We start from the raw sequence: 13530 nt of genomic DNA on the forward strand, positions 1-13530 counted from the left end.
AAGACAGTCGCTAGTTAGCGGCTGCTTTTGGCCGATCGCTGCCCTTGACGAGAGGCGAAAACGGCCAATAGAAGATATTTCAATCGCCGACTAAACTGTGGGCGATTCAGTTGCGTCGGCCGCTAACTCATCAAGTACAGCAAAAACGCCAGGTAGGTACTCGCGATAAGAGGCAATGTACTGAGAGGTGGTTACGCATCGATCATCGAATTCCAGCTTTAGCTCCCGAATGAGATGCTGATTCGTGCGCCAATACTGCCCCATTCGTTTTGAGTCCAAGCCGCCCGAAATCTCGCCTTTAAACGGAAAGTAATCATCCTGCTCATTGAAGGTGCCAGTGAAAAAAGGATTGCTCAGATGAGTTAGGCAATGCTGAAGAAAATGATGGACATTCTCTGGGTCAATTTTGAGATTAAAACAAACCTCAAATATGTAGTCGTTCATTTGATTTGCGATGCCATGGCCTTCGCCAGAGCCTTGTTCATCATAGAAACCGCAACCTACCCCGGATCCTGTGGGGCGGTTTGAATTGCTGAGTTGATAGATCACAAAAGATTTCACGGTTGCTCGCTCACCAGCGATAAGTTGCTTGATCAGGCTATCTTCGGGCTTTTGCAAATTTTCATTTGCTTTCTGGTCTTGGGGCAAGAGAGGCGCAATACCCAGAAAGTCGCGATCAGGAGTCTCGTCGGTCTCAGACAGAAAATTTTTCTGCTGTTCAATGTACGCCTTCTTGAATAACGCGAATACTTGCTGTGATAGCTTCCTCATTCCCAATAACGCGAGGCGATTTACGTACCCGGTCGTCTCCGCGTTCGGATCCTGATCAACGATCAAAGACGAATGTATATTGTACAATTGCCCCTGGCGATCTGCAGAACACTGAAGTCGTAACAGCATTAAGTCATACCAGCCTAGGACACCACGGTCGTCTGTGAGTCGTTGAAGCAAACCTTTTCCGGCGTGCTCTTCCTCACCAAAAATCCGCCATGCGATCTCCTTCTTTTTTTCATCAGTGTTCATTCGTCGCTGGGTAGGGGTTGTACCCCAATTGACGTAATTCAAAAGCCACAATAGCGAGTAAATTGACCGCTTTCGCAGCCCCATATCGCCGAAGTCGATGAGTGTGTATCGCGGAAGGTATTCCATCAGAGTATTAATCGAGTCTTCCGCCACCGTTACATCGAGATCATGGGATTGATTGATTAAGGCCTGCCAAAATTTATCATGAGCGTAATCGCTTCGCTCCAGCAAGAAGTCAGTCGATCTCAGTATTTTTTCGATTGGTGTTCCTTGTTTCGCTTGCCGCACCGCCTGTTGGTACAAGACGAATGTCGTCTGGAGCATGGGCGTTGCAAAGCGCACTATGAGTTTTAAATACCCCTCTAAATTTCTAAAGTTGCCTTGATTGAAGCACGCTCGTGTGGCCCTGAGGACGTCTATCACCCCAGTTCGCCCATTAAGCTTCAAAGTATCTGCGTCAAAAAGCTGCTTCAAAAGAAAGAGCGCAGCGCCCTGATGGTCACCCATCATTGAGATAAAACCGTCTGCATTCAAAAAGTTACCCTTCTTCTCGGGATCTTGGCGAACCGAAAATGTGCCAATTCGCCCCTCCGACTCTTCGGCATAAATACGCCTGAACAAGCCTGGGTAATTCAGATGCAGGAGAATGAGATTGATGAGATCACGCGGATTGAAGTCCGTCCGGCCTAAATCACTTTTTTCGATCTGCATAAGGAGCATGGCGTTGATGAATCTTTTGATCTTACGAAGATCGCCAACGAGAGATAGGTAGTTAGCCGCCAAATCACTATCAAGAATTTCCGCCAACTCGCTGAGCACAGTATTGAGCTTGATCATCGTGTCGGCAGGAACAGAAATTGGGTGCTTTTCAACGTTCTGCCAGTCGCTGCGCAGGAAGTCTCGGATGCTCGAACTGTCCACAAAGAGGTTCATCTTGACGGTCACAAATTTCTCGAGAAATTCCCGTGCCCTTGCGCCATCTTCCTTGCTTTCGACAAGAACCTCAGTGTCATAACAAAGTACGTAAGTCGCCTGTGAAAGCCTGAAAGTACGCCGGGTTGCGAACAAGACGTTATTCGTAGTCTTAGGATCTAAGCGATCAAGATCGTCAACCACGATTATGATTCGGCGGTTAATGCGTTTTAGTACCTCGTCAATATCATCGAGTAGCTCCTCCACCGTCTCTTGTGATGGTTCCAGAGAGAGTTTGAAGCCCAGAAACGAAATGTCGGCCTTTCCCTTGACCAGGCGAGAGTACCGGGATACTGCCGGACGAAACTCTGGGGCGTAAACCCTTTCTTGAATAGTGGCCGACAAGTCTCGAATCAAACGATCTGCCAAATCAGGCTCCGATGCATATCGCAGGGGCTCAAATCTGCAGACAATGACCTTGTCTTTCGCCTCACTCCAGTGGATTTCTGCAAGATTGATGAAGCTTGTTTTCCCTACGCCCCAAGGGCCGTCGAGTCCAAAAACAAGTCCCGGATGCGCGTCGCTGGTAAGGACAGTATCTGCAAAAAATTTGGCTTGTTTTCCGTTTGCATACAAATCGTCCTTCTCAGCTTTAATCTCATCGTCAGTTAGAAACCGTAACTGCGGGGCGTCTGGCTTTTTTCTAGGCCAATGTTTCTGAGCAATGGGGGATAAGAATACTACGCAAAACATGGCCAATAACGCAGGAGCTAGCTGAGGGTCCGACTTTTTCAAGAGGTCGTGAAGTTGGTTCAGTGAGGGCGACATCAATTCGTTAGCCCAAACGCCTATTCCAATGGCAGCAAGCAAATCGATTCTTAGGCTTCGGGCTAGCTTTTTGACCGATGAAAAAGCCCCACGCTCTTTGGCGTAGATGGTGCAAAGCAAAATGCAAAAGATAATTCCGCCGATTTTGGCGCAGTCCGGGACATCCGAAATTGAGGAAGCGAAGCTCAAACCAATGTAGTGGGCAGCTCGGAAAACTTCTGCGCCTATGAGCCCAATAATGAACACTCTGACGAACACCAAAAGCTCGGGCATTTTCATCGTCGAATTGTTGGCGGTCATCGCCTTCCTCCTTGAATTGCGCGCCGCTTTTCTCAGGCGGCCAGGAACTCATCGACTCGTATAAAGCCGTGAGCGGGTCGAACGACCAATCATCAGCCGTGCACGATGAGTCTCAAAACTATCTCATTTACCGAGTTAAATGATCTGCAAAGGGACAGATTTATTTTCCTAGTCTAAAACGGCCGCTTTTGGCCGAAAGCTGCACTCAACTATCGAACGACGACAGTGTTTTAAATCCACTCACCAGATTTGAAGGCGTGCCCCCCCACCCTACCGGCGCCACTTACAACCTCAAGGTTGCCCCCCAAACCCAATGCCGCTTATAGTCCGCCCCGTCGCCCACATGGCGATCAGGTTTGGCGACCTGACTATCGGATGCAAAAGCACTGCGCTTTTTTGCAGATGCTGTTGCACGCTCGCAAAGCTGCCTCAATGGCGGCTGTGCGCGGGAGACCTTCGGGTCTGCCGGGCTCTCCGATACCGGTTCGCCAACCTGCGTACAGCTGCCACCCTATCGTTTGGCGACGTGTGAGTGGCGGTTAATTGCAGCACTTATCGGAGTTTCAAACATGGAAAGATACACCCCGCTCACCGGAATCGACCTAGTCCCCGCCTCCCTCCTGATCGACTCTGAAGCACCCCTCGACGTGCTACACGCAATGGCCGATTACCGCATCCGCACCGTCACTCAAGTGCTGGAAAACATTGCCTTCCGCAGCGAAATGGAAACCGACGCCGTCATACTCTCCGACTTCGCGCAGTTAGTCGCGATCCCCTTGCGCGACGGTTGTGACTTGATGGACGTCATCGGTCGACGCTTGCGCATGCAAGCCGCAGAGACCGAAGAAACGTCTGTCAGCTAAACGCTCCACGCGCGTTGGCGTCATTGCGACGCCAACGCGCGAATTGTCCACCGCCTGTTATCCCCCGAACGCCCCATGTCCCAATCCCGCGCGTAATCCGGCCCGATCCCGCGCGCCATAAAAAACCCCACACGGCATGCTCACCCCAACCTATCAGCGCTGCTGATATGCAGAAGACCCCGTCCAAACAATAACAAAGAGGTTCTTATGCCCGTGTTCCTGCGCCCTTCATCGCGCTTTGTTGGCATGGGGCCGTCCGCTTTTGTCGTTAGCCGCAACGCGCAGATTGTCCAACCGCCTCAACTGCCCTTATCCTCAACGCTCCCCGCCCAGCCCACACCGGAGCCGCCATGGACCTCGCCACGCTCGCCCTCTTCCTCCCCGCCTGCTTCGCACTGAACATGGCGCCTGGCCCGAACAACCTGTTGTCTGTGAGCAACTCCACACGCTACGGCTACCGCACTTCATGCCTGGCGGGCATCGGCCGCTTGCTGGCCTTCGCCGGCATGATCGCCCTCGCCTCCGCAGGGCTGGCGGTGGTGCTGCAAACCTCGGAGTTGCTGTTTTACGGGATCAAGATTCTGGGCGCGGCGTATCTGTTTTATCTGGCGTTTCAATTGTGGCGGGCCAACCCGCAAGCAGAGGCTGAATCAGCCGAATCGAAAGTGGGATTGTGGGCGTTGGCGCGTCAGGAGTTTCTGGTGGCAGCGGGCAACCCGAAAGCCATCCTGATTTTCACCGCATTCCTGCCGCAATTCGTAGTACCCGGCCAACCAATAACGCCCCAATTTGCACTGTTGGGCGCGATGTTCCTGGTGCTGGAATGGGTCGCCATCAGCGCCTACGCCTATATGGGCCTGCACATGCGCCGCTGGTTTGCCGAGCCGAGGGGCAAGCGGATATTCAATCGCTGCTGCGCGGGGCTGTTGTCGGCGGCAGCGACGGTGTTGTTGATGGCGCGTAGGGCATGAGGGAAATGCGCATTGGCCCGTTATGCCATTGCGCGCCAGCCTCTATACACTGGCTACTTTCACTCCACGAATGGATTCGATCTTGCGCCGGTACGCACTGCCCTTAGTTGCTCTATTGCTAGGCTGTCTCAGCTATTTTTTATTCACGTTCGCCTCCACCGTATGGCGCAGCCCTCAGAGTATTCCGCTGCTGATCGGCGCGCTCTACGACGAAGGCGTGGGCGTCGATAAAGACCCGGTGAAGGCCGCGCAGTGGTATTTGCGTGCAGCGGAAAAAGGCGAACCTTTCGCCGAGTTCAAAACTGGCTTCTTCACCTATTACGGGCGCGGTGTCGCGGTCGATCACCAAAAGGGGTTGGCGTGGATCACCCGCTCGGCCGAGCACGGCGATGCGGATGCCCAGTATTTTCTGGGCGTTGCCTATCTTGCAGGCGCGGACCAACCGACGAATTTTGCTCAAGCCGCGAGCTGGTTTCTCAAGGCTGCCGAGCAAGGTCATCCCAAAGCGCAAGGCGACATTGCGCGGCTCTATGACAGAGGCGATGGGGTTGAGGCGAATGCTCAGCAGGCGTTCAAATGGGCGAGCGCGGGCAGTGCTCAAGGTGACAGCGAGTCGTTGCTTCTGCTGTCGAGCCTATATTTTCAGGGTAAAGGCACGCCGGTCGATGTTGAGCACTCGGTCAAGCTCGCCGCCCAGGCCGCCAACGCTGGCAACGCCAAGGCCTACGAAAGGATGGGCGCCGCGACGTTGAACGGCACCGGCACGCCCAAAGATGTACCCGCCGCCGTGCAGTGGTACACCCGTGCGGCCGAACAAGATCGCCCCAATGCACAGTATATTCTCGGCTATCTCTACAGCAGCAGCGGCCAAGTTCCGGTCGACTATCCACTGGCGAACCGATGGTTGCTCAAGGCAGCAGCACAGGGGCACGCCTTCGCAACCGTAACCCTGGCGGTGCACATGGATACCGGCGAAGGTTTTGAACGTGACAAGTTAAAAGCCTGCGGCCTCCTGCGTGTGGCGCTGAAACAAAAACTGCCCTTAAACGAAGACGAAATGCGCAGCCAGCTTGAGCACAAGGAAAAAGAGCTTTTGCCCGAAGAGTTGCGTGTAGTCGACGTGCTGGAAAAGATCTATTCAGTCCCAGAGGGACTTGAGCTGCTCGTGGGTGATATAACCGCCGATCAATAAACCGTTCCAGAAGATCGGCGCGGTCTGCGCCCGAACCAAGGAGACCGTTTTATGACGCGTGATGAACTGGCTGACGCTTACCGCGGCTACATCGACTGCCTCAACCGCCAGGACTGGGAACACCTCGGCGCTTTCGTGCACCCGCAGGTGACCTACAACGCAACCACCGTGGGCCTTGCCGGTTACCGCGCGATGCTGGAGCGGGACTTTTGCGAGATCCCCGACCTGGTGTTTCGCATCCAGTTGCTGGTCGCCGACCCGCCCACGGTCGCCAGCCGTTTGAATTTCCACGTCACGCCCAAAGGTGAATTTTTCGGCTTGCCGATCAACGGCAAGACGGTGACCTTCGATGAGAACGTATTCTACGAATTCGTCGATGGGAAAATCGCGCACGTCTGGTCCGTGATCGATAAGGCGGCGATCGAACAACAGCTTTAACGGATGGAGCCGCTTGTGGAGAACCCGCTTTTCACCTTCACCACCCAGCCTTACCCGCCCCGCCAGCGCTTTGAGGTGTGGCGTGAAGAAGTGAATGCAATCTTCGACATCAACATCAGCGAACCGGAATCCTCGGCGTTCAATTACCGCCTGGCCACCGGTTATCTCGGTTCGTTATTGATGGGCTGCGGTGCCTGGGACGGTGACGGCGCGCCGGTGCCGTATCGGGTCAAGCGCTCCACGCAGATGATTCGCCGTGACAGCCTCGACCACTACTACCTCTGCCTTGGCCTGTCCCACACGATCAATGGCACGGCTGGCCGCACCACGCTGGCGGCGAGTAACTCGCAAATCTACATCCTGGACCTGGCCCGTGAGCTGGATTGCCTGATCACAGCCGGCGATACGGTAATCCTCACCATCCCCCGTGACTTGCTGGCGCCCAGCCTCAATTACAAAGACGTGCATGGCCAGGTGTTGCAAGGTGGCTTGAGCGAACTGCTCGCCGACCATATGCGCGCGCTGCAACAGCGCCTGCCGCGCCTCACGCCCGATGAAATCCCCCACGCCCAACAGGCGACGCTGGCCATGGTCTCGGCGGCCCTGGCGCCGTCGGTGGCCAACCTGCAAAGCGCCGAGCAGGCCATCGACCACACCCTGTTCAACCGCGCCCGGCGCGTGATCGAACAGCACCTGCGCAGCCCCGAGTTGTCACCGGGTTTCCTGTGCAAACACTTGGGCATTTCGCGGGCGCAACTCTACCGTCTGTTCAGCCACGAATCCGGCGTGGCGGCGTATATCCAGCAACGCCGGTTGAACCGCGCGCGGATGATTATCCAGAGTGAATCCGGCGCACGGCAGCGGGTGTCGGGGTTGGCGTTTCAGTTCGGGTTCAAGAGTGATGCGCACTTCAGTCGCACCTTCAAGCAAGCCTTCGGTTATTCACCGCGCGAGGCGCGCGAGTTGCACACTGCTGCCCAGGCGCCGGGGCGCGAGAGCCGGCACACCGGGTTCTCGTTACGCAACATCCTGGGGCAGATGAAGCCGGGTTGAGACACCCAGACAAGTCATTGAGACGCGGAGACAGGAAGTTTTTTTCCGCGTTTTTTTCACCGTTTTATGATTGGCCGACGTTTTAAAGCCCTGACTAAACGGAGAAAATCATGGCCCGTCGTACCGTTATCGCAACGCTTGCCACCGCCCTCCTGCTGACCGGTTGCGCCAATGGCGTCAACGGCCTCAACAGCTTGAACAACCTGTCATTGCCGGGCATTCAGGGCAAGGCCGGGCCGGATATTTCGCTGTTCGACACCACGTATGTCCGCACGCATATCATTTCCGGCAAGACCACCGCCCAACAGCTTAAAGCCCTGTATGGCGAGCCGCAGGACCAGTCGATTTCCTCCGACGGCACCGAAACCTGGAACTACGCGCCCTCCACCACCCAGAATGCGTCCATGCGCCACTTGCTGGGGCTGGTGTCCAACCGTATCCCCGGCAATACCTACGACAACGCCCTCGACACCCGGCGCACCGCCATCGACAACATTGCACCGCAGCAACAAAGCCGCCGCCTGAACATCCACCTCAACAACGGCGTGGTCAGGGACTACAGCATTCTGTAATCGGCGAGCGGGTTTGCAGTGGCGAGCGGGCTTGCCCCGCGTTGGAGTGCGAAGCGCTCCCAATTCAGCCGCCTCGGTACTGCTGACAGATCTCATTGGCAGGTTCTGGGGCTGCTGCGCAGCCCAACGCGGGGCAAGCCCGCTCGCCACAACAGCCCTGCAGACCACAACAAACCTGCTCCCACACCGGCCCGTGTTCTGGCATCCTGCCCACCCAAAGTCGTCGAATGCGAGCAGCAAGCCCATGAACCACGGCGTCAAACTTGAACCCCGCACGATCCCCGTGCCGCAATCGATCAGCCCCCAAGCCCAGGCAGCTCTGCAACGCCTGGTCGGCGCCGACGGCGTGCCCCTCAACGCGTTGCACGCCATGCCCACGCCCGAGGACCATGACGGCTGGCGCCATCTGCAGGCGGCCGTCGCCCAGAACTACGCCAGCGCCAATGCCGGGCAAGCGGCGGCCCTGCGCGCCAGCCTGCACACCCTCAATGTCGAAAACGCCACCGTGCACGTCGCCACACCCGCAACGGCTACACCCTTCGCCTACATCGACCTGCACGGCGGCGCGCTGGTGTTCGGTGGCGGCGAAAACTGCCGCCTCGCGGCCGGCAAGCACGCCGACCTGCACGACGTAATCTGCTACGGCGTGGACTACCGCATGCCGCCCGAGCATCCCTACCCGGCAGCGCTGGATGACTGCCTCGCCACCTACCGTCACGTGCTCAAGCATCACGCGCCGGAACAGGTCGTGATCGGTGGCCGTTCGGCGGGCGGCAACCTCGCGGCGGCCATGGTGTTGCGTGCGCGTGACGAAGGTCTGCCGTTACCGGCCGCGCTGGTGCTGCTGTCGCCGGAAGTCGATCTCACCGAGTCCGGCGACAGCTTCCAGGTCAACCGCACCGTCGACGTGGTGCTGCCCAACCCGCTGATGAACGTCAACCTGCTGTATGCCAACGGCGCGGACTTGGCCCACCCGTACCTGTCGCCGCTGTTCGGCGATTTCACCCGGGGTTTTCCGCCGACCTTTCTGCAAAGCGGCACCCGCGACCTGTTCCTGTCCAACACCGTGCGCCTGCACCGCGCCTTGCGCCAGGCGCGGGTCAGTGCGCAGCTGCACGTGTTCGAAGCCATGCCCCATGGCGGTTTCATGGGCGCACCGGAAGATGCGGAGCTGGCCGCCGAGGTCGCGGCATTTGTGCGCGAGCAACTGAAGCGGGGTTGACACATTCCGTCACATCCGCTGAAGATGGAGGCCTTATTCAGGGTGTGTCTGCGCATGTCTGCATCGTCTTTCGTTAACCGTTGCGTTATTGGCTTGATTGCCAAGGCGCAAGGTTGCGTGGCGCACGCCCTCAAATCGAAGAAACAGTCGCTCATGTGACCGGGGCGCGCTGTCCCGTCAGATGAGCTGACAGGACATTGAGCGCGACGGACCTCCCTCCCTTTGCACAATCCCTCTGCCCTTCTGACGGTGACTTCAGCGGTCAACCATCAGGAGAAAGTGCATGTCATCGTTTCAAGGTATCTGGGTTCCCGTGGTCACGCCGTTTCATGACGGCTCCATCGACTTTATCGGCCTGCGCCGCTTGGTCAGCCACCTGCTGGAAAAGCACGTGGCCGGGATCATGGTGTGCACCACCACCGGCGAAGCCGCCTCGCTCAGCCGTCAGGAACAGTTGGCGGTGCTGGATGCGGTATTGCAACTGGTGCCCGCGCACCGCGTGGTGATGGGCCTGGCAGGCTACAACCAGATAGAACTGCTGCAGTTCCAACGCGAAATCCTCAAACGCCCGCTGGCCGGTTTGCTGGTGCCGGCACCGAGCTATATCTGCCCTTCCCAGGCCGGCCTTGAAGCGTTCTTCCGCACGGTGGCCGATGCGTCCAGCGTGCCGATTATTCTGTATGACATCCCCTACCGCACCGGCGTGACCTTTGAACATGCCACGCTGCTGAACATCGTCAAGCACCCGCGCATCGTCGCGATCAAAGACTGCGGCGGCAACCTGGCGACCACCTTGGCGCTGCTCGCCAGTGGCGATGTTGATGTGCTGTGTGGCGAGGACCTGCAGATCTTCAACGCGCTGTGCCTGGGCGCCAGTGGCGCGATTGCGGCCTCGGCGCATGTACACACCGAGGACTTTGTGGCGCTGTGCCAGCTCGTGCGGGATAACCAGTTGACTGAAGCCCGATCAATTTTTTTCAAGTTGATACCGCTGATCAACACGATGTTTATGGAGCCTAACCCCGCGCCGGTGAAGGCTGCGCTGGCCCTGGAAGGCTTGATCGGCAGTGAGTTGCGCGCGCCGATGCAAGTGGCCAGCACTGCCGTGGTAGAGCGGTTGCAGCAGGTTTTAATGGGCGGCGTTTAAGCGTCAAAACCCGCGCATGCGCCAAAAAAAGACATCCAACGGACCGCCCGGTTGCGACCGGCGCGATCCCGGCCTATGTTCCAAGCCATGCTTTGGATTTTCAGCAGTCCCCCTCTCTACGCTCTCTCGTACCAGGTGACGACATGCCCACGCTTTCCCGCCCCGCCGTACTCGAACTGATCGGCAATACGCCGCTGGTCAAGGTCAGCCGTTTTGATACCGGCCTGTGCACGCTGCTCCTCAAGCTGGAATCGCAAAACCCCGGCGGTTCGATCAAGGACCGCATCGGCCTGGCGATGATCGACGCCGCCGAACGCGACGGCCGCCTGCGCCCTGGCGGCACCATCATCGAAGCCACCGCCGGTAACACCGGCCTGGGCCTCGCGCTGGTCGGCCGGGCAAAAGGCTATCGCGTGGTGCTGGTCGTGCCCGACAAGATGTCCACCGAAAAGGTGCTGCACTTGAAGGCCATGGGCGCCGAGGTGCATATCACCCGCTCCGACGTCGGCAAGGGCCACCCCGAGTATTACCAGGACGTGGCCGCGCGCCTGGCCAAGGAAATTCCCGATTCGTTTTTCGCCGACCAGTTCAACAACCCGGCCAACCCGCTGGCTCACGAAACCAGCACCGCCCCGGAAATCTGGGCGCAAACCCAGCACGATGTGGACGCGATTGTGGTGGGCGTCGGCTCGGCGGGCACCCTCACCGGCCTGACCCGCTTCTTCAAACGCGTACAACCGGAGCTGGCCATGGTGCTGGCTGACCCGGTGGGCTCGGTGATGGCTGAATACAGCCGCAGCGGCAAGATGCAAACCCCAGGCTCATGGGCTGTGGAAGGCATTGGCGAAGACTTCATCCCCTCGATCGCCGACCTCTCCAGCGTGCGCCACGCCTACTCCATCAGCGATGAAGAAAGCTTCGACCACGCCCGCCAGTTGCTCAAGGCCGAGGGCATTCTCGGCGGCTCGTCCACCGGTACCCTGCTCGCTGCCGCCCTGCGCTATTGCCGCGAGCAAACCGTACCGAAACGTGTGGTCACCTTCGTCTGCGACACCGGCACGCGCTACCTGTCCAAGGTCTACAACGACCAGTGGATGAACGACGCGGGCCTGCTGCAATACAAACACTACGGCGACCTGCGTGACTTGATCTCGCGCCGCTTCGAGGATGGCCGCGTGATCAGCGTCGGCCCAGACGACACCCTGCTCACCGCCTTCCAGCGCATGCGCCTGGCCGACGTCTCGCAACTGCCGGTGCTGGTGGACGGCCAGCAACTGGTCGGTGTGATCGATGAATCCGACATTTTGCTGGGCCTGCATCACGACGCCGCAGACTTTTCCATGACCGTCGCCAGTGCCATGTCCGACACCTTGCAAACCCTGGCCCCGAGTGCCAGCCTGGCAGAACTGCAGGCGGAACTGGATCGCGGCCTCGTCGCCATCATCGCCGACGCCTCAGGCTTCCACGGCCTGATCACCCGCGTCGACCTGCTTAATCACCTTCGGAGAACCCTTGCATGAGTCAGCCTGATAAAAGCGCCTTTGCCACCCGCGTGATCCACGCCGGGCAATCACCCGACCCGACCACGGGAGCGCTGATGCCGCCGATCTATGCCAACTCCACCTATTTGCAAGACAGCCCCGGCGTGCACAAGGGCTTTGATTATGGTCGTTCTCACAACCCCACGCGTTTCGCCCTGGAGCGTTGCGTCGCCGACCTTGAAGGCGGCAGCCAGGCGTTTGCCTTTGCCTCGGGGCTGGCGGCGATTTCCACCGTGCTGGAACTGCTCGACGCCGGCGCGCACATCGTCTCCGGCAATGACCTGTACGGCGGCACCTTCCGCCTGTTCGACAAGGTGCGCCAACGCAGCGCCGGGCACCGTTTCAGCTTTGTCGACCTGAGCGATCTGTCGGCGTTTGAAGCGTCGTTGCAAGACGACACGCGCATGGTCTGGGTCGAAACCCCAAGCAACCCGCTGCTGAGCCTGACGGACCTGAGCGCCATCGCGCGCATCTGTCGTACTCGCGGCATCATCTGCGTGGCCGACAACACCTTCGCCAGCCCGTGGATCCAGCGCCCGCTGGAGCTGGGTTTCGACATCGTGGTGCACTCCACCACCAAATACCTCAATGGCCACTCCGACGTGATCGGCGGCATCGCCATCGTCGGCCATAACCCTGAGCTGGCCGAGCGCCTGGGTTTCCTGCAAAACTCCGTGGGCGCGATTGCCGGCCCGTTCGATGCGTTCCTGACCCTGCGCGGCGTGAAAACCCTGGCGCTGCGCATGGAGCGCCATTGCAGCAACGCCCTCGACCTGGCCACCTGGCTGGAACAGCAACCGCAAGTGTCGCGGGTTTACTACCCAGGCCTGCCGTCGCACCCGCAGCATGAGCTGGCGCGCAAACAGATGCGTGGGTTCGGCGGGATGATTTCGGTCGACCTCAACAGTGATCTGGCCGGCGCCACGCGCTTCCTGGAAAACGTCAAGATCTTCGCCCTGGCCGAAAGCCTGGGCGGCGTGGAAAGCCTGATCGAACACCCGGCGATCATGACCCATGCCAGTATTCCAGCGGCAACGCGGGCGCAGCTGGGCATTGGTGATGGGTTGGTGCGGTTGTCGGTGGGGGTTGAGGATGTGGAAGACCTGCGCGCCGACCTGGCACGGGCGTTGGCGCTGATCTAACCCTGACAGCTGATCGTTCCCACGCTCCGCGTGGGAATGCCGCCTGGGACGCTCCGCGTCCCGCCTGGAAAGGCTGACGCAGAGCGTCACGGGATACATTCCCACGCAGAGCGTGGGAACGATCGATGTCAGGCTGAGGTGATGTTGGCACGCGCCGAGTGCAGCTGATCGTTCCCACGCTCCGCGTGGGAACGCCGCCTGGGACGCTCCGCGTCCCGCCTGGAAAGGCTGACGCAGAGCGTCACGGGATACATTCCCACGCAGAGCGTGGGAACGATCGATGTCAGGCTGAGGTGATGTTGGCGCGCGCCGAGTGCAGCTGATCG

The 13530-nt window shown here is 58.5% G+C and carries 11 protein-coding genes; 10 read left to right on the top strand and 1 reads right to left on the bottom strand.

Annotated features, from left to right (window positions below):
• Window positions 1-90: 90 nt before the first annotated feature.
• The gene (locus HX783_RS00740; RefSeq protein ID WP_218175094.1) at window positions 91-3063 is read right to left on the bottom strand and encodes a KAP family NTPase; all 2973 of its coding nucleotides are present in this window, start codon (window positions 3061-3063) and stop codon (window positions 91-93) included.
• 569 nt (window positions 3064-3632) lie between these two features.
• Between HX783_RS00740 and HX783_RS00745 the strand changes: the two genes are divergently transcribed.
• From HX783_RS00745 to HX783_RS00790, 10 genes are all read left to right on the top strand, one after another.
• Window positions 3633-3926, top strand: a complete 294-nt coding sequence (locus tag HX783_RS00745; RefSeq protein WP_177015579.1) for a hypothetical protein — start codon at window positions 3633-3635, stop codon at window positions 3924-3926.
• Between the two features lie 350 nt (window positions 3927-4276).
• Window positions 4277-4897: a LysE family translocator gene (locus HX783_RS00750; protein WP_177015580.1), complete on the top strand. Its 621-nt coding sequence runs from the start codon at window positions 4277-4279 to the stop codon at window positions 4895-4897.
• An 82-nt stretch (window positions 4898-4979) separates the two neighbouring features.
• Window positions 4980-6089 carry a tetratricopeptide repeat protein gene (locus HX783_RS00755; protein ID WP_177015581.1) on the top strand — a complete coding sequence of 370 codons (1110 nt, stop codon included), beginning with the start codon at window positions 4980-4982 and terminating at the stop codon, window positions 6087-6089.
• A gap of 51 nt (window positions 6090-6140) precedes the next feature.
• Window positions 6141-6527 carry an ester cyclase gene (locus HX783_RS00760; protein ID WP_177015582.1) on the top strand — a complete coding sequence of 129 codons (387 nt, stop codon included), beginning with the start codon at window positions 6141-6143 and terminating at the stop codon, window positions 6525-6527.
• A 15-nt stretch (window positions 6528-6542) separates the two neighbouring features.
• The gene (locus HX783_RS00765) at window positions 6543-7580 is read left to right on the top strand and encodes a helix-turn-helix domain-containing protein (RefSeq protein WP_371317646.1); all 1038 of its coding nucleotides are present in this window, start codon (window positions 6543-6545) and stop codon (window positions 7578-7580) included.
• Window positions 7581-7690: 110 nt separating this feature from the next.
• Entirely contained in the window at window positions 7691-8152 is a 462-nt protein-coding gene (locus HX783_RS00770) for a hypothetical protein (RefSeq protein ID WP_159956196.1), read from the top strand.
• Between the two features lie 244 nt (window positions 8153-8396).
• The gene (locus HX783_RS00775) at window positions 8397-9374 is read left to right on the top strand and encodes an alpha/beta hydrolase (RefSeq protein WP_177015584.1); all 978 of its coding nucleotides are present in this window, start codon (window positions 8397-8399) and stop codon (window positions 9372-9374) included.
• A 283-nt stretch (window positions 9375-9657) separates the two neighbouring features.
• Window positions 9658-10521 carry a 4-hydroxy-tetrahydrodipicolinate synthase gene (gene dapA / locus HX783_RS00780; protein ID WP_177015585.1) on the top strand — a complete coding sequence of 288 codons (864 nt, stop codon included), beginning with the start codon at window positions 9658-9660 and terminating at the stop codon, window positions 10519-10521.
• Window positions 10522-10664: 143 nt separating this feature from the next.
• Window positions 10665-12041, top strand: coding sequence for a cystathionine beta-synthase (locus HX783_RS00785; protein ID WP_177015586.1), 1377 nt, complete (start codon window positions 10665-10667; stop codon window positions 12039-12041).
• A complete protein-coding gene (locus HX783_RS00790) occupies window positions 12038-13204 on the top strand; it encodes a cystathionine gamma-synthase (RefSeq protein WP_177015587.1) in 1167 nt (388 codons plus the stop codon). Before HX783_RS00785 ends, HX783_RS00790 begins: the two co-directional genes overlap by 4 nt.
• The last annotated feature ends 326 nt before the right edge of the window (window positions 13205-13530 follow it).

The sequence above is a fragment of the Pseudomonas sp. D2002 genome (assembly GCF_013385735.1).
GTDB lineage: Bacteria > Pseudomonadota > Gammaproteobacteria > Pseudomonadales > Pseudomonadaceae > Aquipseudomonas.